Source organism: Zoogloea sp. (genome assembly GCF_041904905.1).
GTDB lineage: Bacteria > Pseudomonadota > Gammaproteobacteria > Burkholderiales > Rhodocyclaceae > Zoogloea.
Window position 1 is genome coordinate 1 of sequence record NZ_JAYRMI010000026.1, and the last position, 21,619, is coordinate 21,619.

A 21,619-nucleotide genomic window follows, 5' to 3' on the forward strand; every position below is an offset into this window, starting at 1 on the left:
GGGTCGATGCCGACCATCCACACCGGCTCGAGGACAGGGCTGCGCTGCAGCTTGGCCAGCAGGTCGGTGCCGATGTTGCCCGGTCCGATCAGGGCGCATTTGATCTTGTTGCTCATCGTTGTTGTTCCTGTTGAAACGCTGGGGTTAAACCATGCTGCGGACGACGCCGCCCTCGACCCGCAAGGCGGCGCCCTGGGTGGCGGAGGACAGCGGGCTGCAGACATAGGCGACCATGGCGGCGACCTCGGCGGGGTCGATGAGGCGCTTGATGATCGAGGTCGGCCGGGCATTGGCGAAGAAGGCCCGTTCGGCCTCCTCCACCGATACGCCCTGCTCTTCAGCCAGGCGGCCGAAGAAGGTCGCGACACCTTCGGTACGGGTCGGGCCGGGGAGTACGGAATTGACGGTGACGCCGGAGCCGGCGCAGGTTTCTGCAAGGCCGCGGGCGACGGAAAGCTGGGCGGCCTTGGTCATGCCGTAATGCACCATTTCGGCCGGCGGGCAGACGCCGGATTCGCTCGAGATGAACACCACACGGCCCCAGTTGCGGGCCTTCATGGCCGGCAGGTAGCTGCGGGTGAGGCGCACGCCGCTCATCACGTTGGTCTCGAAGAAGTTGAACCACTCTTCATCGGCGATCTGCTCGAACGGCTTGGGATCGAAGATGCCCATGTTGTTGACCAGAATGTCCACGTCCGGGCAGCCTGCCACCAGGGTCTCGCAGCCGGTGGCGGACGAGATGTCGGCGGCGACGCCGGTCACCCGGGCGCCGGGCACGGCCGCCTGGAGGCGCTCGACCGCGGCGGCGACGCCGGCCCGGCCACGGCCGTTCACGATGACTTCAGCGCCTTCGGCGGCGAGCAGCCGGGCGGTGGCAAAGCCGATGCCGGAGGTGGAACCGGTGACGAGGGCACGCTTGCCTGCGAGTTGAAGATCCATAAAGCCTCGGTGGTGATGGGTTGGGGGCGGCGTCCGGCCGGCCTTATTCGGTAGCGCCGATGGCGGCCAGTGCGGCGCGGGCGCACTCCTCGTCCTGGGCCTCGGAGGCGCCGGAGACGCCGATGCCGCCGATCAGCTCGCCATTGACGCGGATCGGCAGGCCGCCGCCGAACACCACCAGGCGCGGGCGGGCCGAGAAGCCGAACTTCATCCCGTCATCGTGGCCGATGAACTCCATCCACTTTTTGGTGGAGAAGCCGAAGCCGGCGGCGGTGTAGGCCTTGTCGATGGCGATGTCGATGGACTGGATGAAGGCGCCGGGCATGCGCAGGAAGCCGGCCAGATTGCCGCCCGAGTCGGCCACCGCGACGTTGATCTTCACGCCGATCCGGCTGGCGTGCTCAACCGCCGCCTCAAGGGCCACGCTGACAGCTTCTGCAGAGATGACGGACTGGGGAACTGCGACGGTGGAAATGGGTTGATCGCTCATCGAGGCTTCCGGGTTCAAGGTTGTCGGTGATCGGCTGGGCATGACGCGGGAGAACAATATGAGCTTCTGTCTCGAACGTCAATGCTTTTCTCGAGATTTTTTGCTATCACCGGAATAAGGGATTTCAGCTAAAATTCCACCGATGGCGTGTGCATCCTGACCCGCCCCGCAACCGAGAACCCCGCACGATGAACGACCTCGCCACCGTCCCCGATGTATCCGGCAACCATGCCGACGAGCCGAAGACCCTCGCCGAGGCGGCCTACCGCCAGCTGCGCCGCGACATCATCGAGGGGGTCCATCGCCCGGGCGACAAGCTGCGGGTGGAGCACCTCAAGGATCAGTACGCCGTGGGCGCCGGCACCCTGCGCGAGGCCCTGCAGCTGCTGGTGACCGATGCGCTGGTGGTGGCCCAGGGGCAGCGCGGCTTCCGCGTCGCGCCGATCTCCCTCGACGACTTCGAGGACATCACCCGTACCCGCGTGCTGCTCGAAACCGTGGCGCTGCAGCAGTCCATCGAGCTGGGCGACGACACCTGGGAGGCCAACGTGGTGGCGTCCTTCCACATGCTGTCCCGGGCCGAAGAAAAGCTGGTGGATGGCACCAACGCCTCGCGGGAAGAATGGGAGCTGCGCAACCGGGCGTTCCACGAGGTGCTGATCTCCGCCTCCACATCGCGCTGGGTGCGGCACTTCCAGAACATCCTGTACCTCCAGTCGGAGCGCTACCGGCGTCTCTCCCTGTTCCGTCAGCCGATCTCCCGCGACGTGCATGCCGAGCACCAGGCCATCGTCGATGCCGCCCTGGCCCGCAACGCAAAGGAAGCCACGCGCATCCTCACCGAGCACATCCTGCGCACGCTCGAGGCCGTCCGCAATCTGCCGGCCGACCTGCTGAGCTGAGTTCCTCTCCGGCGAGCGGCGGAAAGGCGGGCTGCCCACCCGTCCGCCGCCACGACCGATCAGGAGACGACGGTCAGGAAGCGCTCGTTGAGCTTGCGGTCGTGGTAGAAGATGCCCGCGCCGACTTCGTCCCAGGTCCACTTCACCGGCTTGTAGTCGGGGTAGGAATCGTAGCCGCCGCAGAAGGTCTCGAAGCGGTTGCCGGACGGATCGAAGGCGTAGATCGTGGTGCCGCGGGTGATGCCGTGGCGCGTGGGGCCGATGTCGATGGAGATCTTGTTCATCGACATGAGGTCGGCGGCGCGCAGCACGCGCTCCCAGCTGTCGAGCTTGAAGGCCACGTGGTGCAGCTTGCCCGGCTCCGGGTGGCGCACGAAGGCGATGTCGTGGGCCTTGATCGAGCAGGACAGCCAGATCGCCAGGTCGGTCTTGCCGTCTTCCATCACCACGTGCTCGACCAGGTAGAAGCCCAGCACCTTCTCGAAGATCTCCTGAACCTTCTCGATGTCCGGGCCGTACAGCAGACAGTGGTCCATGCGGCTCGGGGCGATGCCGGTCTCGGCCTGCTTGGTCCACGGGGCCGGGTTGACGTAGGGCTGGCCGTTGCCGACGTCGGTCTTGTCGGCGTACAGCTCGATCGCGTGACCCGAGGGCAGCATGAAGCGGACGCGCTCGCCGGTCTCCAGCATCTCGCCGGCGGGGATGCGTTCGGTGGTCAGGCCGTAGGCCTTCAGGTCGCCGTCGAGCTTTTCAAGGGTGGCCTTGTCGGCAACCTTGAAGGCGAAGAAATCGACGCCGGCTTCGGCGGCTTCGCGGATCAGCACGCTGTTGTGATCGCGCTCGTCCCAGGCCTTGAAGTAAACCCGGCCCTGGCTGTCGCGGCCGGTTTCAACCAGCCCCAGGGTGTTCTTGTAGAAGTTGATCCCCTCTTCCAGATCCAGCACGCGCAGGGAAATGTGTCCGGGACGAATAACGCCAGTCATTGCCATGAAGCTCTCCTCCAGTTGATGCCCGTCCGGTTCTGAACGGCCGGATCGGGCAGGTTAGTCGTGCTTGCCACTAAAAACTGCGATAGACAGAATAACGTCGACTTCTCGATAGTTTAATTTTTTCTCGATATTTTTTGACTAAGCTCAAACCCGCTTGAAGAGCGGGCTGCGCACCTGCTGGGCGTCGGCCGCCGAGAAGAATTTTTCGGTGTAGATGTCGTTCTCGAACAGGCGCCCTTGCATCAGCGTGGTGATGCAGGCGTCGATCATCATCGGGGGGCCGCACAGGTAGGCCTTGTGGTCCCGGAAGTCGTTGTTGAAGTGGGCCTTGGCCGCCTCGTGCACGTAGCCGCGGAAGCCTGTCCAGTCGCTGTCGGCGGGTTCGTCGGAGAGCGCCGGCACATAGGTGAAGTTGGGGTGCTTCGCGGCCAGGGCGAGGAACTCGTCGTGGTAGTACAGCTCCTCGCGGGTGCGCTGGCCATACACCAGGGTGATCGGCAGCATCGAGCCCTCCTCCAGCAGGTCGAGGATCATGCTGCGGGGGCTCGACAGGCCGGAGCCGCCCGCCATGAAAATCGACGCCGCGGCCGCCGACTTGCGCACGAAGAAGCGCCCGTAGGGGCCGGAGATCTTGATCCGGTCGCCCACCTTGAGCTGCTGGTGGAGGTAGGTCGTCCCTGCCCCGCCGGGCACGATGCGGATGTTCAGCTCGATCTCGCGGCCGGTGGAGGGCACGTTGGCGAGCGAGAATGCACGGCTCACGCCGAGGCTCGGGATGTCCACGTTCACGTATTGGCCGGCCTGGAAATGGATGGCCTCGTCCAGTTCGATGAAGATGCCCTTGATGGTCGGGGTGAGCGTCTCGATGCGGCTCACGGTGCCGGGGAAGTCGCGCACCGGGATGGATTCGGCGTCCGGGTCTTCCTCGATCTCGGCTTCGATGGTCACGTCGCTTTCGAGGCGGGCGCAGCAGGCCAGGGTCTTGCCCTCGTCGCGCTCGAAGTCCATCAGCGCAAAGCTGGAGGCTTCGCCGTGATCCACCTCGCCGTCGGTCACCTGCACCTTGCAGGTGGCGCACAGGCCGTGGCAGCAGGCGTGGGGCAGCCAGATGCCCGCACGCAGGGCTGCGTCGAGGATGGTCTGCCCTTCCTCGACCTCGATCGTCTGGCCGATCGGTTCAATGGTCAGTTCGTAACTCATGTTCTTGTCTGTTCTCGGTCGGGCGAAAGGGCCGGCGACCCGCGCGCTGCGGATCGCCGGCAGGGGTGCGTCAGCTGCAGGAACCCTTGATGCCGGTGAGGCCGGGGGTGCGGAAGCGGATCACGTCCTTGTGCTTGAGGCCGTTCTCGGCCAGGGACTTGTCGGCATCCGGCTGCCAGGGCTGGCCGGACTTGAACCACTCGGCCTTGGCCCAGTCGATCTTGGCGAAGTCCGGGTGATAGCCGAAGACGCCCGGCAGCACGCCGGCGAGGATGTCGCCGAAGCGCATCGTCGGCGGGAACGGAAAGGCAAAGGGCGCGCAGAACAGCAGGTGGTCTTCCCAGCCGATGTACAGCAGTTGGGCACCGTGGAACTTGTCCACGGAATCGGCGGGCGGGAACGCGTAGGTTTTAACGGCAGCAACAGCCATGTCGTGTCTCCAGTTCGTATTGGTTCGACGGCCGCGGGCAGACGGTGCCCGCGGCGTCCGGCATCAGACGTTCTTGGTCGCCTGGCCACGCCATTCGGCGAAGTTCTTCTTGTCTTCCGAGATGTCGAAATCCAGGTTGTCGCGGCCGAATTCCAGGTTGTAGTACTTCAGCACGGCAGCCAGCGGATCGAAGCCTTCTACGGTCGGGTCGGTGCCTTCCGGGAAGCAGTTGCCCTGGTAGATCTGGTGCACCGGCAGCCAGGCCTGCACGTACTTCTCGGGCTCGTCCTCGAAGATCTTCTTGCAGTGGTCCGAGCAGAAGTGATACTTGTTGCCGTTGTAATCCACCTCCCTGTAACAGATCTTGGTGGGGTCGCCGGGCTCGGTGAAGATCATCGGGATCTGGCAGGTCTGGCACAGCATGGGCAGCGTCTTGTTGTAGAAGCGGTTGCCCTTGGCGGCCTCTTCGCGCCAGAACTCCATGCGCGGCCGGTAGTACTTGTCGTAGCTGTTGGGGTACTTGGCGGACAGCCACGCCATCTCGTCCTCGTCCGGCATCCAGGTGTGGAAGTTGGCCGCGGCGGCGTAGTTGTAGAAGGTGCTCCACGCCTGGTGCGAGAGGTGGTCCTTCTCCAGGGCGATGTGCTCGGCGCACTTGGGCATGGTGATGCCGTAGCGGGCCAGATCCTTGAACAGCGCGCCGCCGTTCTCCTCGAAGTACACCTCCCAGGCTTCCTTCCAGCTCATGGTGCGCTTTGGCAGCATGTAGTCCATCATCATCGCGACGAGGGTCAGCACGCGGTAGCCGCGCCAGGTCCACTTGTCGATCCAGCGCTGGACGATGGGCACGTTGGCCGGGTCCTGCTGGAGGATGAACTTGATGACCTCCAGGCCCAGGGTCATGTGACGGGCTTCGTCGGACTGGGCCGAGAAGCCGAAGGTCATGGTGCCCATGTCGCCGTTGTAGGCCGCGCCCGACACAAACGGCACGAACAGCAGGTTGGTCAGCACGTACTCGAACGAGAAGCCGATCGACACCATGAACTCGAACGGGCCGGCGGTGATGGCGTCGTCGAAGAAGCTCTTGGGCACCGACAGGAACCACACGCGGTCGTGGGCGTGGTGGAAGTCGTGCATCCCGTTGTAGTACTTGTTGTAGTTCGAGATGGCGTGCACCTGGGTCTGGGCGTGGCGGATCTCGTCCAGGGCCTGCATGAGGCAGGCGACGCGCGGGCCGGGGCCGGGGAACTGACGGCCGACGTGGGAGAAGCCCCGGTGCGCCACGTACTCCAGCGGGCTGATGCCGCTGATGAACAGCTTGACGGTGTTCAGGTAGCGGGCGTCGGTGACGTTCAGGTGGCCGTTGTTCTGGTTGAAGGCGTCGATGATCGCGTACAGCTTGCGTTCCTTCTCGGCCTGGTACTTCCAGTAGGCGTCCATCGTGAGCCGGAACGGGTCTTCCCACTTGTCCCAGTCGTGGATCTTGATGCCCTCGTAGGCGATGTACGGGTAGATGTCTTCCATCTTCTGGTACGAGGGCTTCCAGTCGAGGCCGCGGGTCATCACGGCGTAGCGCTCTTTCAGGCCGAGCTTCTTCTTGGCAACTTGCATGTCCATGGTTCGTGTCTCCTTAAATCGCTCAGGCGTTCCAGTAGAGCGTCATCTCGTCGTCAGTCTGATCGAGGTTCCCGGAAATGGTGATGAGGTTGACCTGCAGCTCCTGCAGGTCGTAGGGGCGGCCGATCAGCTCCTCGATGGTTTCGCGGCGCACGACCAGCTTGCCTTCGGCGTCGATCTTCACCATCGCCGGCTGCTCATTCACCGTGCAGTCCGGGTTGTCCTGGACGATGGCCTCCACGATCTGGCGGGTTTCTTCGTTGGTTTGCAGCGCAATGAATACGGTGGACATCGGGTGATCCTCAAACGGGCACGCCGGCCTTGGCCATGCGGGCATTGAATTGCTGGACGACCTCGGCGGTCAGTTCGTCGGTGCGCTCGCCCAGGGCGATGCGGGCAACGGGCACCAGGGCGGCCGCGGCACGATCGCGCCAGGCGGTCGTCCACTGACCGAGGATGGCCTTGTTCTCGGCCGATTCGGCGGCGGCGGTCTTCATGGTGGCATCGACCCACTTCTTCACTTCGGCATGCCAGTCGGTCATGAACTGGGTGAGCATCGCCACCGGCGTGCCGCCCCTGGACGAGAGCACGTCGTCGATGATGGTTTCGTACACCAGCGGGTACAGCAGCCCGTCCAGCGCCACGTTCTGGGCCACGAAGAGTTCGACCGGATCCTTGATGACCATGGTGTCTTCCACGTAGCGGCGCAAGCCCTGCCAGGCGTCGTCCTCCATCCACGCCTGCTTGGCGGCGTCGAGCACCTCCACGTCGCCCAGCAGCAGCGCCACCCGGGTGATGTACTGGGCGATGCCCAGCTGGTCCATCGACTGGTAGATGCACGGCTGGGTGAAGGCCGTGCCGTAGCCGTAGGCGCAGATGCCCGCGTTGTTCATGTTGGAACCCCAGGCCACGTGACGCAGCGGGATCAACATCTTGAGCACGGTGTCGCGGATCTCGGCCGGCAGGGTGGCGGCCAGGCCACGGTTCTCGACGAAGTCGAAGTTGGCCTCGGCGGTGTCCTGCTGCTTGGCCCGGGCGATGGTGTAGGCGCCGTAGTAGAACTGACGGGGGTCCTTGAAGCTGTACCAGTCGGCCATCTTGATGGCGGTGCGGCTGCGGTCGTAGATCAGGTGATCCGGATCCCAGGTCGGCCGGTAATGGAAGTTGACCTCCTGCTGCATGTCCAGGGTGCCTTCCTGGTAGCGGGATGCCGGCTTGTCGGCGCCGATGCGGCGGGCGATGTTGTCGAAGGTGTGTCGCAGCGGCTTGATGGATACCGTGCGAAGATCGATTTGCATGGGTTTCTCCTCCTTCTGTTTTTTGGGTAGTCAGGGGCCGATGTGTTCAGCGGAAACGCTGATGGGTTGCTTCGTGAAGATTCCAGTCCCAGTCGCTGCCGTCCTCGGATTCCGGCCGCGAGCCTTCCAGGAGAATCACCCGGTTGGTCTGGCAGAACTCCTCGTAGGCCGCCTCGGGCAGAAGCATCTCCACGTAGAGCGCGGGGTCGGAGATGGAGAACTCGAACTCCACCAGCCCGTCGGGCCGCTTCTCCACAAGGCGCACATACCTGCGATTCACGTCTAGCGAGGGCTTCGTCGGGTCGCTCATCGTTTCCTCTTTCTGGTCTCGAACACCGGCAACCCAATATCAAGTTGCGTGCCAGTCAAGGCAAGCCACTGATCCGAAAAAGAAAACACCAAACCGTCAAAAAAATATCGATAAAAAAGAATTTTATCGATCGATCAATTGATGAAATGCTGCATCGCAGCTTGATGATCTGGTGAAGCCTCGTAACGAGTTACGCCAACCCCACCCGAACGACGCCACGGGGCAAAAAAAAGGCCGCCACATTGCGTGGCGGCCTCGAAAAAACCAGGGAGCCCGACAGGAGGGAGGGATCTGTCGGTACGGGTGCTCCTGGTTGCGGAAAGCTTGCGGCGTGCCGGCCTCAGCCGGGGCAACTCGCCTGCGACAGCGGCGCCTCCACCCCCTTGCACACCGATTTCGCCATCTTGCCCACGACCTTGACCGAGATCTCGCCCAGCGGATAAACCCGGCAGGCCAGCACCACGCCCTGGGCCAGCTCCTCGTCGGAGACGCAGGACTTGCTCATCTTGCGGGCCAGGTACTCGCCGGCGGTCACGTGCACCTTGCACACCCCGCAGCCGCCCCCCCGGCAGCCCACCGGGATGCCCCGGCGCCCCAGCACCTCCATGCCCCGCAGGAGGTTTTCGTCTTCGGCGCACAGGTAGTGCTCGCCGGTGTTCTCAATATGAATCAGGTGCTTCTTGGCCATGTCCCCTCCTTCGGCGCCGGATTTGTCGCGGGTTGTCCGTCTTCATCCAGCGCTCGCTATTTTTCTCGAGATTTTGTATTATTATCGTTAATGATCCGATAACGCAAGCTGATATGAACATTTTCCGGCGCGAAAACTGCGCCGCAGTTCGAACTCTGCCTGCGTGATATAAGGGGGGACTGCCACTGCCCCGGCTTCACGCCAGCCGGACATCAACTCACATAAGGCCAGTGGACACGACGGAGGAGAGAGCTTGAGCACCATCCGGTACCCGCAGGACCGCGACCTGCGCAGCCTTGTGCGCTTCTGCGCCGACAAGGGCATGATCTGGCTCGACGAGCACCGCATGATCCTCATGCATGCCGCGGCTTTGTCTGCCCTGCGCAAGGAACTCATCGACTCCCTCGGCATCGATCAGGCCCGCCGGATCCTCACCCGAATGGGCTATGCCTCCGGCGCCCGCGACGCCGAGCTGGCCCGCAAGGTGCGGCCGGGCAAGTGCGTCAAGGAGACCTTCGTGGTCGGGCCCCAGCTGCACATGCTCGAAGGCAGCGTGTATGTCACGCCCGTCACCCTCGAGATGGACGTCGAGGCCGGCACCTTCCTGGGCGAGTTCCTCTGGGACAACTCCTACGAGGCCGAAGCCCACGTGGGCGAATACGGCCACACCGATCACCCGGTGTGCTGGATGCAGATCGGCTACGCGTCGGGTTTCACCTCGGCCTTCATGGGGCGCTTCATCCTGTTCCGGGAAGTCGAGTGCGCCGCCACCGGCCAGAACCAGTGCCGCATCGTGGGCAAGCCCGTCGAGGAGTGGCCGGACGCCGCCGAAGAGGCCTCGTACTACGAAGCCGACTCCATCCTCGCCCACATGCTGGAGCTGCGCGGCCAGGTGGACGCCCTGCGCGCGTCCCTCGAACGCGCCCAGCAACCCCAGAACCTCATCGGCTCCTCGTCCGGCTTTCGCCACGCCTATTCCCTGATCGACAAGGCCGCGGCCACCCACGTCACGGTGCTGCTGCTCGGCGAGACCGGCGTGGGCAAGGAGCGCTTCGCCCGTGCCCTTCACGACATGAGCCGCCGCGCCGCGGCGCCCTTCGTGGCCGTCAACTGCGCCGCCCTGCCCCATGAGCTGATCGAATCCGAACTTTTCGGCGTCGAGAAAGGGGCCTTCACCGGCGCCCACGCCTCCCGCGCCGGCAAGTTCGAGCGGGCCGACGGTGGCACCCTCTTCCTCGACGAGATCGGCGAGCTACCCCTCCCCGCCCAGGCCAAGCTGCTGCGGGTGCTCCAGGAGGGCGAGATCGAGCGCCTGGGCGACGAGCGGGTGCGCAAGATCAACGTGCGCCTGGTGGCCGCCACCAACGTCGACCTGCAGGCCGCGGTCAAGGCCGGGCGCTTCCGCAGCGACCTGTTCTACCGGCTCAACGTGTACCCGGTGCGCATCCCGCCGCTGCGCGAGCGGACCGCCGACATCCAGCCGCTGGTCGAGGCGATGGTGCAGCGCTTCAGCGCGCTCCACGACAAGCGCGTCGCCGGCATCACCGACAAGGCCCTGCGTGCCCTCAAGAGCTACGCCTGGCCCGGCAACATCCGCGAGCTTGAGAACATCATCGAGCGCGGGATCATCCTCACCCCCCAGAACGACTGGATCGAGATCGAGCACCTGTTCACCGAACCCCAGGATTTCGGCACCGTCCAGCACACCATCGACGACGCCGGCTCCCTGGCCGACGCCGAGTGCGTCAAAGAGGCCCTGTGCCGCAAGATCGTCGAAACCGGCCTGGGCCTGGACGACCTGGAAGAAGCGCTGATCCAGTTCGCGGTGCGCGAGTCCAACGGCAACCTCTCGGGCGCCGCCCGCCTGCTGCGCATCACCCGCCCTCAGCTCAACTACCGCCTCAAGAAGAAGGAGTGGGCCGACTGAGCGCCCCGCCGCGGGGCATCATCTGTTTCATCTTCACGCCAAAGTCGGTCCATTTGGTATCGTTTCGGAATTGGCCGCACCAGCCCGAGAGGAGAAGTGGAGATGAACCAGAACAAGACCCGATTCGTGCGCCCCCAGGGCCGCAACACCGGCAAGGTGGTCAGCGCCGCCGACGCCGTCAAGCTGATCCGCTCGGGCGACACCGTCGCCACCACGGGCTTCGTCGGCATCGGCTTTCCCGAGAACATCGCGATCGCCCTTGAACAGCACTTCCTCGAAACCCGCGACCACGACCCCCAGGGCCGCGGCAAGCCCGAGGGCCTGACCCTCGTCTATGGCGCCGGCCAGGGCGACGGCAAGGATCGGGGCCTCAACCACCTGGGCCACGACGGCCTCGTCGCCCGGGTGATCGGCGGCCACTGGGGCCTGGTGCCGCGGCTGCAGGAGCTGGCGGTCGCCAACCGCATCGAAGGCTACAACCTGCCCCAGGGCGTCATCACCCACCTCTACCGGGACATCGCCGCCGGCAAGCCGGGCACCCTCACCCGCGTCGGCCTCGGCACCTTCGTCGACCCGCGCCACGGCGGCGGCAAGGTCAACAGCCGCACCACCGAAGACCTCGTCCGGGTGATGGAGATCGACGGCGAGGAATACCTCTTCTACAAGGCCTTCCCGATCAGCGTCGGCATCATCCGCGGCACCACCGCCGACCAGGACGGCAACATCACGATGGAGAAGGAGGCGCTCACCCTCGAAGCCCAGGCCATCGCCATGGCGGCGCGCAACAGCGGCGGCATCGTCATCGCCCAGGTGGAGCGCATCGCCGAATCCGGCTCGCTCAACCCGCGGCAGGTGAAGATCCCCGGCATCCTCGTCGACTGCGTGGTGGTGGCCGAACGGCCCGAGTGGCACATGCAAACCTTCCTCGAACAATACAGCCCGGCCTTCTCGGGCGAGATCCGCGTGCCGGTCACCTCCCTCGAACCCATGGAGATGAGCGAGCGCAAGATCATCGCCCGCCGCGCCGCGATGAGCCTCACCCCCAACGCGGTGGTGAACCTGGGCATCGGCATGCCCGAAGGCGTTGCCGCCGTGGCCACCGAGGAACGCATCCTCGATCTGCTCACCCTCACCGCCGAGCCCGGCGTGATCGGCGGCATCCCCCAGGGCGGGCTCAACTTCGGCGCAGCGGTGAACACCGCCGCCATCATCGACCAACCCAGCCAGTTCGACTTCTACGACGGCGGCGGGCTCGACATCGCCGTCCTTGGCCTTGCCCAGGCCGACGCCCAGGGCAACCTCAACGTCTCCAAGTTCGGCGCCAAGCTCACCGGCGCCGGCGGCTTCATCAACATCAGCCAGAACGCCAAGAAGGTGGTCTTCGTGGGCACCTTCACCGCCGGCGGGCTGGAGATCGGCCTCGCCGACGGCAAGCTGAAGATCCTCGCCGAAGGCCGCTCGCGCAAGTTCGTGCAGCAGGTGGAGCACCGCACCTTCAGCGGTCAGGAGGCCCTGCGCCGCCGCCAGCCCGTGCTCTACGTCACCGAGCGCTGCGTGTTCGAGCTGACGCCGGAGGGGCTCGAACTGATCGAAGTGGCCCCGGGCGTCGACATCGAGCGCGACATCCTCGCCCACATGGACTTCAAGCCGGTCATCCGCGGCACCCCCCGCGAGATGGACCCGCGCATCTTCCGGGACGGCCCCATGGCACTGCGCGCCGACATCGTCGCCGTGCCCCTCGAATCCCGCTTCCAGTTCGACGCAGCGCAAGGCATCTTCTTCATCGACTTCGAGAGCATGGCCCTCCACGACGAAGCCGACATCGAACGCATCCGCGGCATCGTCGAAGGCCTCCTCCGCCCCCTCGGCCGCAAGGTGCCGGTGATCGTCAACTACCACGGTTTCGACATCCGCGACGCCCTCATCGAGCCCTACGCCAACATGATCTCCGGGCTCATGGACACCTGCTACAGCCGCGTCACCCGCTACGCCACCAACACCTTCCTCAAGGCAAGACTCGGCGAAGCGCTCACCGCCCGGCATGTTCAGCCGAAGATCTTCGAATCCGCAGAGGAAGCCCGCGCCGGCCTCGCAGACAGCCCGGCAAACCCCTGACGCAAACACTGTTGTTGCAGTGCAACATTTTTTGTTTTGGCGCACGATTTTTTGACTCCTGGCACTTTGCGCAGCGACTCCGTGTGATATTGTTTTTTGCAGGCGCTCTCGACCGACATACCATCGGCGTACGCTCTGGCCCTTACTATCAAAATCGTGGAGGAAGGAAATATGGCAACCAAACAAGAACAGCAACTGAACGAAATCCAGAAGAAGAACCTTGAAGCCGCCATGCGCCTGGCCCAGCTCTCCATCGAGAACTCCCAGCGCATCATGGAACTGCAGGTCGGTACTGCCAAGTCCCTGTTCGAGGAAGGCGTTGCCAACGCCAAGGCGCTGTCCAGCGTCAAGGATCCGGCCGAAGCCATGAGCCTGCGCACCTCCTACGCCCAGAGCACCACCGAGAAGATGCTGGCCTGTGCCCGCGAGATCGCCGAGATCACCGCCAAGACCCAGGCCGAAGTCGGCAAGATGGTCAGTGAGCAGCTCACCGGCGGCGGCGCCGACATGTTCGAGTCCATCCAGAAGATGTTCAAGGGCATGCCCATCGGCGACCACAACGCCCTCGGCACCATCCAGGGCGCCATGGACACCGCCCGTGCAGCCTACGAGCAGATGACCAAGGCCTCCACCGAAGCCTTCCAGGCCTTCACCAAGATGGGCGGCAAGAAGTAATCACCGCTGGTCCGCAGTCTGAAAAACGGCACCTTCGGGTGCCGTTTTTCTTTTGCCCCGTTGGTCCCAGGCCCCACACCGCCAGCCGCGCCTGCCGTTAATCAGCGTGTAACGGAGAGCACGCAGGATTCCACCCCTGATCGAAGCCCCCGGAGATACCCGCAATGAACCGCAAGCCCGACACCGCCCCCGCCCCGATGAACGACGGCGAGAGCACCAACCAGTCCCACAACGCCCACATCGACGACATCATCGCGGCCCGCATGAGCCGCCGCGGCGTGCTCAAGGGTGGCCTCGCCGCCACTACTTCCGCCCTCTTCGGCAGCCTGGGTCTGAGCGCGTGTGGCGGCAGCAGCAGCACCTCGGGGGAGAGCGCCCTCAGCCTCGGCTTTGACGCCGTCGCCAAGAACAAGAACGATCTCGTCACCGTGCCCGCCGGCTACGAGGTCGGCATCCTCCACGCGCTGGGCGACCCGCTCACCGCCGCCGACGCCGATTGGGCCAACAACGGCTCCGAGACCGCCGACTCCTACAATCGCCGCATCGGCGACGGCCACGACGGCATGCACTACTTCGGCCTGTCGGATTCCGGCACCTACCAGTCCAGCCGTTCCGACCGCGGCCTGCTGTGCGTCAACCACGAATACGTGGTCGGCCCCTTCGTCCTCCACCCCAACGGCCGCACCGCCGGCACCAACCGCACGCCGTCAGAAGTGGACAAGGAGATCAACGCCCACGGCGTAAGCATCTGCGAGATCAAGCGCGGCAGCAGCGGCAACGGCATGAGCATGGTCAAGGGCTCCACCTACAACCGCCGGGTCACCTCGGCCACGCCGATGAATTTTGGCGGTGCCGCCCGTGGCGCCGCCCTGCTCAAGACCAAATACTCCGCCGACGGCACGGCCACCCGCGGCACCAACAACAACTGCGCCAACGGCTACACCCCCTGGGGCACCTACCTGACCTGCGAAGAGAACTTCACCAACGTCATCAGTCGCGCCGCTGGCGACAACGCCAACCGCAGCGCCAAGGAGATCACCGGCCTCAACCGCTACGGGATGACCCAGGGGCGCAAGAGCCCCTACTACTGGGAAACCGCCGGCAGCGACGACCTGTACGCTCGCTGGAGCGCGTCGGTCACCGGCGCCAGCGCGGCGGACGACTACCGCAACGTCTTCAACACCTTCGGCTGGGTGGTCGAGATCGACCCCTTCGCGCCGTCGTCCACCCCGGTCAAGCACACTGCCCTCGGACGCTTCGCCCACGAAGGCTGCTGGCCGTGCAACGCCGTTGCCGGCAAGCCCGTCGTCTTCTACATGGGCGACGACTCCCGTAACGAGTACATCTACAAGTTCGTCTCCAAGGCCTTGTGGAACACCGCCGACATCGGCGGCGGCCTCGCGGCCGGCGCCAAGTACATGGACGAAGGCACGCTCTACGTCGCCCGTTTCAATGCCGACGGCAGCGGCAACTGGATCGAACTCACCCACGGCAAGAACGGCCTGGACGCCAGCAACGCCACCTACGCCTTCGCCGATCAGGCCGACGTACTGATCCATGCCCGTCTGGCCGGCGACGCGGTCGGCGCCACCAAGATGGACCGTCCCGAGTGGGGCGCGGTCAACCCGATCAACGGCGAGGTCTACATGACCCTCACCAACAACAGCAACCGCGTCGCCCCCACCGCCACCCCCACCGGCAGCCAGCTCAAGCCCGACACCGCCAACCCCCGCTACTACGAGGATCTCAAGAACGGCACCACCTCGCAGAAGGGCAACCCCAACGGCCACATCATTCGCTGGCGCGAAGCGGGCAACGACCCCGCCGCCACCACCTTCGCCTGGGACATCTACCTCTTCGCCGCCGAAGCCGGCGCCGCATCCGATGTGAACCTCTCCGGCCTCACCGCCATCAACGACTTCTCCAGCCCGGACGGCCTGTGGTTCGACCGCAACGGCATGCTGTGGATCCAGACCGACGACGGCGCCTACACCGACGTCACCAACTGCATGATGCTCGCCGCGATTCCCGGCCAGGTCGGCGACGGCACCGCCGCCGTTGCGGCCGGCGGCACCGCCACCATCAAGGGCGCCAACGCCACCAGCGCCACCCTCCGTCGCTTCCTGGTCGGCCCGCGGGAGTGCGAGATCACCGGCGTGGCGATGACCCCCGACCACAAGACGATGTTCATCAACGTCCAGCACCCGGGCGAAGACGGCAGCCTCACCACCCCGACCAGCGCCTGGCCCGCCAGTCAGACCGACAGCACCTCCACCCGCCGCCCCCGCTCGGCGACCGTCGTCATCACCCGCACCAACGGCGGTGAAATCGGCCTCTGATCGCAGCGCCGCAGTGCGGCGTCCCCGACTCTGTTCGTAGTCCCCTTCGCCCCCTGTCTTCCGACAGGGGGCTTTTTTTGGCTGTCGCGCATGCCTCCGCGCAGGGACACGCGAGGGCCTCGGTTCAGTTCATCGGCGCAAAAAAACGGTGCCGGCCAACCCTCTTCGAGAGTCAACCGGCACCGCTCTTCACGTCATCGCCGTCGGGCCCATGGGAGGCCCGGCCGCTCAGCGCTCCTTGGCACCCTCCAGCGCGGCGGCGTTCACCTTCACGTCATAGCGCTTGCGCAGCATCGCGATATAAGCCCCAAAATCCTGCTCAGCCATCACCCGCGCGTACTGCTGCTTGATCGCGGCGAGCCGCGGATCGTCCTGGCTCGGCGCCGCCGGACGGCTCACCTTCTCCACACGGAACAGCGCGTAACCGGCGTTGGGAACCTTCACCCCGACGTAGCTCGGCAACTTGTCAGTCGGCGCACGGTACACCGCGCGCATGATCTCGGCCGGCACGCCCTGCATCGAACGCTGCAGCGTGTGGGCAGCGCTCCACGGCAGCTCGACCGCCTCGCCCTTCGTCAGCTGCGCCAGCTTGGCCTCCCCATCCTTCTCGGCCAGCTTGACCGCCTCGTCGATGGTCAGCCCCTTCTCGATCGCAGCCTTCACTTCGTCAAGCGCCCGCAGCGAGGCCGGCTTGAACTCCGCCACCCGGGCAGCGACCAACATGCCGTTCCCCACATCCACCGCGTTGGTGTTGCGCTTGTTCTTCACAGCGTCGTCCGAGAACAGCTCACCCAGCAGCTTGTCGTTGTCGAACGGCGCCTGCGCCTTGCCGTTCCGCGCCAGCCAGTCGGTCGTCTTCACCGCGAGCTTGAACTTGTCGGCTGCCGGTTGAAGGCTATCCGACTGCTCGTACACCGTGTTGCTGAAGGTCTCGACCAGCTCGGCAAACTTCTTCGCCGCCTCGGTCCGCTTCAGCTCCGCGACGATCTCGCCCTTCGCCTCATCGAACGAGCGCAGCTTCTCGGCCTTCACGCCGGTCAGCTTGACGATGTGGAATCCGAAATCCGACTGCACCACGCCCGACAGCTCACCCTCTTTCGCAAGCCCGAACACCGCATCCTCGAAAGGCTTCACCATCGCACCGCGGGCAAAGAAACCGAGATCCCCGCCCTTCTCCGCCGAACCCGGATCCTGGGAGTTCTCCCGCGCGATCTTCTCGAAATCGGCCGGGTTGGCCTTGAGCTGCTTCAGCAGCCCTTCCGCCTTCTCACGGGCAGCCTTCAGCACCTCGGCGCCCGCGGCCTTGTCCGCCTGGATCAGGATGTGGCTCGCCCGGCGCTCGCCACCCTGGCGAAAACGCTCGGGATGGGCTTCGTACTCCTTGCGCGCATCGGCATCGGCGATCGCCAGCTGATCGGCCATCGCGTCGCGACTGAGCACGACGTACTCGGCACGCACCTGGGCCGGCACCTCGAACTGCTTGCGGTTCGCGTCGTAATACTTCTGGGCTGCGTCATCCGCCAGCTTGACGGCCGCCGCGTACTGCGGGGCAGCAAGGCGTACCTCACTCACCGTCCGCTCTTCAAGCTGCACCGCGTACACCTGCTCGGCAGACGCCCGCGGCACCATCACGCCCTCGGCCACCGCGCCCAGCACCTGCTGCAGTGCCAGATCATGGCGCAGGCGCGACTCGAAGACAGGCTGGGTCATCCCCTGGGCCTTGAGCATCGCCTCGTAGCGCGGCAGCGAAAAATGTCCGTTCTCCTGGAAAGCCGGCACGCCAGCGATAGTGCTCCGCACCCGCTCGTCCGGCGTACGCAGCCGCATCTTTGCTACTTCAAGCGCAAGCAGGCGCTGGTTCACCAGATTCTCGAGAACGGCGCGCCGGGCTTCCGGCGTCTCCATCATCGCGGGATCGAAATTGGCACCCAGTGCGCCGCGCATCCGGTCCTGTTGTTCGCGCTGCGCCTGCTGGAACTCAGCCGGCGTGATCGGCACGCCGCCTACCGAAGCCAGTTCGCCCCCACTCCCTGCGTTCTTCACGTAAGAATCGACGCCCCAGAAAGCAAAGGGCAAGGTGATCAAGAGAAGGAACACCTGAACGATCTTCTTGTTGTTACGCACGGCGTCAAACATGCTGAGTCCTCAGAGGCTGCTGACAATGAAGTCGGAAGTTACGCTGGCGAAGTGCCATGAAATCGAAACGAAAAAAGCCACACACGTGGCTTTTTTGTTTGTCACGCCTGGCGGCAGTGGCAAAAATCTGGCGGAGTGGACGGGACTCGAACCCGCGACCCCCGGCGTGACAGGCCGGTATTCTAACCAACTGAACTACCACTCCAGAACTAGGCTGCTCATCCGGATCGGATGGTGGGTGCTGACGGGGTCGAACCGCCGACATTCGCCTTGTAAGGGCGACGCTCTACCAACTGAGCTAAGCACCCGCACAGTCGCTGCCAGAGCAGCGAAAGCAACAGCCCATCAGTTTAGCGCATCCTTCAACGCTTTTCCAGGCCTAAATTTCGGGATCTTGGCGGACTTGATCTTGATGCTTGCCCCGGTGCGCGGGTTCCGTCCAGTCCGGGCCGCGCGCTTGCCCACATGGAAGGTGCCGAAACCGACGAGGGTCACACTTCCCCCTTTCTTCAGCGTCTGTTTGACTGCGGCAATCGCCGCATCCAGCGCCCTGCCCGCCGTGGCTTTCGGAATATCGGCGCTCTCAGCAATCTGATCAATCAATTCGGATTTGTTCACACTAGCCCCCTCGTTATACAATTTAACAAACAGGAAACTCCGACATTGAATGCTGGCGCGATATTCGGCTCTCGCACGAGCGCCCAAGTTGTGGCAGTTATATAACGCGCGAAAAAACGCGATGTCAAGGGACAAACGTACGGCGCTGCGATTGTTGCAACAGGCCTGACAGCACCGAAACTGGGGGTGCGCACGGCCATCGCTTTTCACCCCCCAAAAAACAAAAAGGACCGCAACGCGATCCTTTTTGTTTTATCCGCCCGCCCTAACTTACGGCTGCGGACTCACGCGAACTCAGGCAGCGACAGCTGCGCCCATCGCCTTGATGGCGGCAGACAGACGGCTCTTGTGACGAGCGGCCTTGTTCTTGTGGATGATCTTCTTGTCAGCGATGCTGTCGATCGTGCGCTGGGAGGCAACGAAAACTTGCTGAGCAACTTGCTTGTCACCACCGACGACCGCCTTGCGGACAGCCTTGATGGCAGTGCGCAGACGCGAACGCAGGCTCATGTTGAGGGCGCGGGCCTTGACAGCTTGACGGGCGCGCTTACGGGCTTGTGCCGAATTGGCCATCTTTTAGTAATCCTGAAAGAAATGCAGTAAAGCCATGGATTGTATGGGAAAGCCCAACGGCTTGACAAGCACTTTGCTTGCTATTTCTACAACTTTCTTGAAACAACAAGGCCCCGCCTTTCGACGGGGCCTTGGGGGCTACTCTTCCGAAGCGTTTAGACGCGTTCGAAGATGGTGGCGATACCCTGACCGCCGCCGATGCACATGGTGACCAGCGCGTAACGGCCGCCGGTGCGCTGCAGCTCGTAGAGTGCCTTGGTGGCGATGAAGGCGCCGGAACAGCCCACCGGATGGCCCAGGGCGATCGCGCCGCCGTTCGGGTTGGTCTTGGCCGGATCGAGGCCGAGCACCTTGGTCACGGCCAGCGCCTGGGCGGCAAAGGCTTCGTTGGACTCGATGACGTCCATCTGGTCAAGAGTCAGACCAGCCTTCTTGAGCGCCAGACGGGTCGCCGGGATCGGGCCTTCGCCCATGATGTCGTTCGGCACACCGGCAACGGCGTAGGAAACGAGGCGAGCCATCGGCTTGTAGCCTGCGTTGGCGGCAGCGGCAGCGTCGGCCAGCACGAAGAAAGCGGCGCCGTCGTTGATGCCGGAGGCGTTACCGGCGGTGACGGTGCCATCCTTCTTGAAGGCGGGCTTCATCTTGGCCAGCGACTCCATGGTGGTGCCGCGCTTCAGGTGCTCGTCGGTGTCGAACACCACTTCGCCCTTGCGGGTCTGCTTGACGATGGGGACGATCTGGGACTTGAAGCGGCCTTCGTCGATGGCTGCCGCCGCACGGCGCTGGGATTCGACGGCAAAGGCGTCCTGCTCTTCGCGGGAGATGTTGTGCTTGGTCGCCAGGTTTTCAGCGGTGATGCCCATGTGGCCGACGCCGAACGGGTCGGTCAGCACGGCAACCATGGAGTCGATGGCCTTGGTGTCACCCATGCGGGCGCCGGAGCGCAGCGCGGGCAGCATGTAGGCGGCCTTGGACATGACCTCGACGCCGCCGCCGATACCGAAATCGGCATCGCCCAGCAGGATGTTCTGAGCGGTGGTCACGATCCCCTGGAGGCCGGAAGCGCACAGACGGCTGACCTGCATGGCGACGGAATCCATCGACAGCCCGGCCTGGATGGAGGCAACCCGGGAAGCGTAGGCGTAACGGGAATCGGTGGGCATGGTGGTGCCCACGGTGACGTAGTTGATCTGCTGGGGATCGACGGCGGAGCGGGCAACCGCTTCCTTCATCACGATACCGGCGAGTTCGCTGGTATCGAAGTCAGCGAGCGAGCCACCGAAGGCGCCGATGGCAGAACGGACTGCGCTGAGAACCACAACTTCACGATTAGCCATATTTATTCCTCCTCTCAATTACTACGGGAAATTACCAACCCATCCTTGCCACGCTGAGCAGTGCCAGAACAAGAAACACCAGCACAAGCGTTCTCCAGACCAAGCCGATAGTGCTTTGCATGAAATCGGCGTCCGCATCGTCGCCGATTCCCATTTCAGGACGTTCAACCACTTCGCCGGATTCGTAGATCGGCATGCCGAGGCGGACACCAAGGGCGCCTCCCCCGCTGGAAATCAGTATACCGGAAGCCTTGTCCTTCCATTGGCTGGCCTGCGAGCGCCAGCAGTGGACCCCATCTTCGAAGTCGCCGACGATGGAGAACGCGGCCGCCGTGAGGCGCACCGGCAGCCAGTCGAGGATGGCGCAGGCCTTGCTGGAGAACTCACCGAACTCGCCGAAGTTGGGCTCGCCCTTGCGCTGCCCCCACTCCTGCTCGAAGAAGCGCGCCAGCCGATAAAGCAGGGCTCCGCTCGGGCCGGGCAGCAGGATGAACCAGAAGATGACCCCGAAGACATTGCGGTGGGAGGCAATCAAAGCCTCTTCGATGGCGAGCCGGGCGACCTCGCTGGAGCTGGACTGCTCATGGGAGCGCCCTCGCCATTCGCCGATGAGCTGGCGGGCGCGGGGCAGCTCGCCCATCTGGAGCGCCAGCTGGATGTCGGTGAAGTAGTGGCTGACGTGGCGGAAGCCCATCGTCAGATAGAGCACCAGCACGTTGAAGGCCAGCGCGAGGATAAAATGGATGTTCCAGAGGAGGAAGTACAGCAGGGCCGACGCAAAGCACGCGGTGAGGATCGCAACCCACCAGGCGACTGCGCCGTGGCGGGCATCGCCGTCGTTGAAACGGTCTTCAAGGAAGCGCGCAAAGGCCTTGAGGGGCGCCTGGACGAAACGCTCGACGGCGAGCGGACGAAGTTGCTCGATGAGCAGGGCGACGATCAGCGAAAACAGGGTCATGCGGCTGGGGGCTTTTTGGAAGCCCTCGAAGTTCAGGCCTATTGGGGGTTGCTCAAGATACCACCAAACGCATCC

At 64.3% G+C, this 21,619-nt stretch carries 20 protein-coding genes, 2 tRNA genes and 1 pseudogene; 5 read left to right on the forward strand and 18 right to left on the reverse strand.

The features are described 5' to 3' along the window. The 3 genes and pseudogenes from ACE3N6_RS09320 to ACE3N6_RS09330 all read right to left on the reverse strand — a co-directional run. A pseudogene (locus ACE3N6_RS09320) lies at positions 1-116 on the reverse strand (acetaldehyde dehydrogenase (acetylating)); the annotation flags it as partial. A 28-nt stretch (positions 117-144) separates the two neighbouring features. Further along, positions 145-939 carry an SDR family NAD(P)-dependent oxidoreductase gene (locus ACE3N6_RS09325; protein WP_374245049.1) on the reverse strand — a complete coding sequence of 265 codons (795 nt, stop codon included), beginning with the start codon at positions 937-939 and terminating at the stop codon, positions 145-147. A gap of 43 nt (positions 940-982) precedes the next feature. Further along, on the reverse strand, positions 983-1,429 hold the full coding sequence (locus ACE3N6_RS09330; RefSeq protein WP_374245051.1) for a heme-binding protein: 447 nt from the start codon (positions 1,427-1,429) through the stop codon (positions 983-985). Between the two features lie 188 nt (positions 1,430-1,617). Between ACE3N6_RS09330 and ACE3N6_RS09335 the strand changes: the two genes are divergently transcribed. Then, positions 1,618-2,331 carry a GntR family transcriptional regulator gene (locus ACE3N6_RS09335; protein ID WP_374245053.1) on the forward strand — a complete coding sequence of 238 codons (714 nt, stop codon included), beginning with the start codon at positions 1,618-1,620 and terminating at the stop codon, positions 2,329-2,331. 59 nt (positions 2,332-2,390) lie between these two features. On the opposite strand, the gene ACE3N6_RS09340 is transcribed toward ACE3N6_RS09335, so the two are convergent. From ACE3N6_RS09340 to ACE3N6_RS09375, 8 genes are all read right to left on the reverse strand, one after another. Then, complete coding sequence (locus tag ACE3N6_RS09340) at positions 2,391-3,320, reverse strand: catechol 2,3-dioxygenase (protein ID WP_374245055.1); 930 nt, start codon at positions 3,318-3,320, stop codon at positions 2,391-2,393. Between the two features lie 144 nt (positions 3,321-3,464). Beyond that, a complete protein-coding gene (locus ACE3N6_RS09345; RefSeq protein ID WP_374245057.1) occupies positions 3,465-4,520 on the reverse strand; it encodes an NADH:ubiquinone reductase (Na(+)-transporting) subunit F in 1,056 nt (351 codons plus the stop codon). A 70-nt stretch (positions 4,521-4,590) separates the two neighbouring features. Then, the gene (locus ACE3N6_RS09350; protein WP_374245059.1) at positions 4,591-4,950 is read right to left on the reverse strand and encodes a phenol hydroxylase subunit P4; all 360 of its coding nucleotides are present in this window, start codon (positions 4,948-4,950) and stop codon (positions 4,591-4,593) included. 63 nt (positions 4,951-5,013) lie between these two features. Next, on the reverse strand, positions 5,014-6,567 hold the full coding sequence (locus ACE3N6_RS09355; protein ID WP_374245061.1) for an aromatic/alkene/methane monooxygenase hydroxylase/oxygenase subunit alpha: 1,554 nt from the start codon (positions 6,565-6,567) through the stop codon (positions 5,014-5,016). Positions 6,568-6,589: 22 nt separating this feature from the next. Then, the gene (locus tag ACE3N6_RS09360) at positions 6,590-6,859 is read right to left on the reverse strand and encodes an MmoB/DmpM family protein (RefSeq protein ID WP_374245063.1); all 270 of its coding nucleotides are present in this window, start codon (positions 6,857-6,859) and stop codon (positions 6,590-6,592) included. Positions 6,860-6,869: 10 nt separating this feature from the next. After that, positions 6,870-7,865 (reverse strand): aromatic/alkene monooxygenase hydroxylase subunit beta, encoded by a 996-nt coding sequence (locus tag ACE3N6_RS09365; protein WP_374245065.1) that lies wholly within the window; start codon positions 7,863-7,865, stop codon positions 6,870-6,872. A gap of 46 nt (positions 7,866-7,911) precedes the next feature. Further along, positions 7,912-8,175 (reverse strand): phenol hydroxylase subunit, encoded by a 264-nt coding sequence (locus ACE3N6_RS09370; RefSeq protein WP_374245067.1) that lies wholly within the window; start codon positions 8,173-8,175, stop codon positions 7,912-7,914. A gap of 340 nt (positions 8,176-8,515) precedes the next feature. Continuing rightward, positions 8,516-8,863 (reverse strand): 2Fe-2S iron-sulfur cluster-binding protein, encoded by a 348-nt coding sequence (locus ACE3N6_RS09375; RefSeq protein WP_374245069.1) that lies wholly within the window; start codon positions 8,861-8,863, stop codon positions 8,516-8,518. 253 nt (positions 8,864-9,116) lie between these two features. On the opposite strand from ACE3N6_RS09375, the gene ACE3N6_RS09380 reads away from it, so the two are divergent. The 4 genes from ACE3N6_RS09380 (at position 9,117) to ACE3N6_RS09395 (ending at position 15,919) form a co-directional block, all read left to right on the forward strand. Continuing rightward, positions 9,117-10,790 (forward strand): sigma 54-interacting transcriptional regulator, encoded by a 1,674-nt coding sequence (locus ACE3N6_RS09380; protein WP_374245071.1) that lies wholly within the window; start codon positions 9,117-9,119, stop codon positions 10,788-10,790. A 102-nt stretch (positions 10,791-10,892) separates the two neighbouring features. After that, on the forward strand, positions 10,893-12,905 hold the full coding sequence (locus ACE3N6_RS09385; RefSeq protein WP_374245073.1) for an acyl CoA:acetate/3-ketoacid CoA transferase: 2,013 nt from the start codon (positions 10,893-10,895) through the stop codon (positions 12,903-12,905). A gap of 171 nt (positions 12,906-13,076) precedes the next feature. Next, positions 13,077-13,580 carry a phasin family protein gene (locus ACE3N6_RS09390; protein WP_374245075.1) on the forward strand — a complete coding sequence of 168 codons (504 nt, stop codon included), beginning with the start codon at positions 13,077-13,079 and terminating at the stop codon, positions 13,578-13,580. A 164-nt stretch (positions 13,581-13,744) separates the two neighbouring features. Continuing rightward, complete coding sequence (locus ACE3N6_RS09395; RefSeq protein WP_374245077.1) at positions 13,745-15,919, forward strand: PhoX family phosphatase; 2,175 nt, start codon at positions 13,745-13,747, stop codon at positions 15,917-15,919. 228 nt (positions 15,920-16,147) lie between these two features. On the opposite strand, the gene ACE3N6_RS09400 is transcribed toward ACE3N6_RS09395, so the two are convergent. The 7 genes from ACE3N6_RS09400 to ACE3N6_RS09430 all read right to left on the reverse strand — a co-directional run bounded on the left by ACE3N6_RS09400 (position 16,148) and on the right by ACE3N6_RS09430 (position 21,544). Beyond that, complete coding sequence (locus ACE3N6_RS09400) at positions 16,148-18,055, reverse strand: SurA N-terminal domain-containing protein (RefSeq protein ID WP_374245079.1); 1,908 nt, start codon at positions 18,053-18,055, stop codon at positions 16,148-16,150. Between the two features lie 128 nt (positions 18,056-18,183). Beyond that, positions 18,184-18,260, reverse strand: a tRNA-Asp gene (locus ACE3N6_RS09405). A gap of 27 nt (positions 18,261-18,287) precedes the next feature. Beyond that, a tRNA-Val gene (locus ACE3N6_RS09410) sits at positions 18,288-18,363 on the reverse strand. 37 nt (positions 18,364-18,400) lie between these two features. Further along, positions 18,401-18,673, reverse strand: a complete 273-nt coding sequence (locus ACE3N6_RS09415; RefSeq protein ID WP_374245081.1) for an HU family DNA-binding protein — start codon at positions 18,671-18,673, stop codon at positions 18,401-18,403. Positions 18,674-18,967: 294 nt separating this feature from the next. Continuing rightward, complete coding sequence (gene rpsT / locus ACE3N6_RS09420) at positions 18,968-19,246, reverse strand: 30S ribosomal protein S20 (RefSeq protein WP_374245083.1); 279 nt, start codon at positions 19,244-19,246, stop codon at positions 18,968-18,970. A 155-nt stretch (positions 19,247-19,401) separates the two neighbouring features. Continuing rightward, positions 19,402-20,586 carry an acetyl-CoA C-acyltransferase family protein gene (locus tag ACE3N6_RS09425; RefSeq protein WP_374245085.1) on the reverse strand — a complete coding sequence of 395 codons (1,185 nt, stop codon included), beginning with the start codon at positions 20,584-20,586 and terminating at the stop codon, positions 19,402-19,404. A 31-nt stretch (positions 20,587-20,617) separates the two neighbouring features. Then, positions 20,618-21,544, reverse strand: coding sequence for a CobD/CbiB family protein (locus tag ACE3N6_RS09430; RefSeq protein ID WP_374245087.1), 927 nt, complete (start codon positions 21,542-21,544; stop codon positions 20,618-20,620). Between the last annotated feature and the right edge of the window lie 75 nt (positions 21,545-21,619).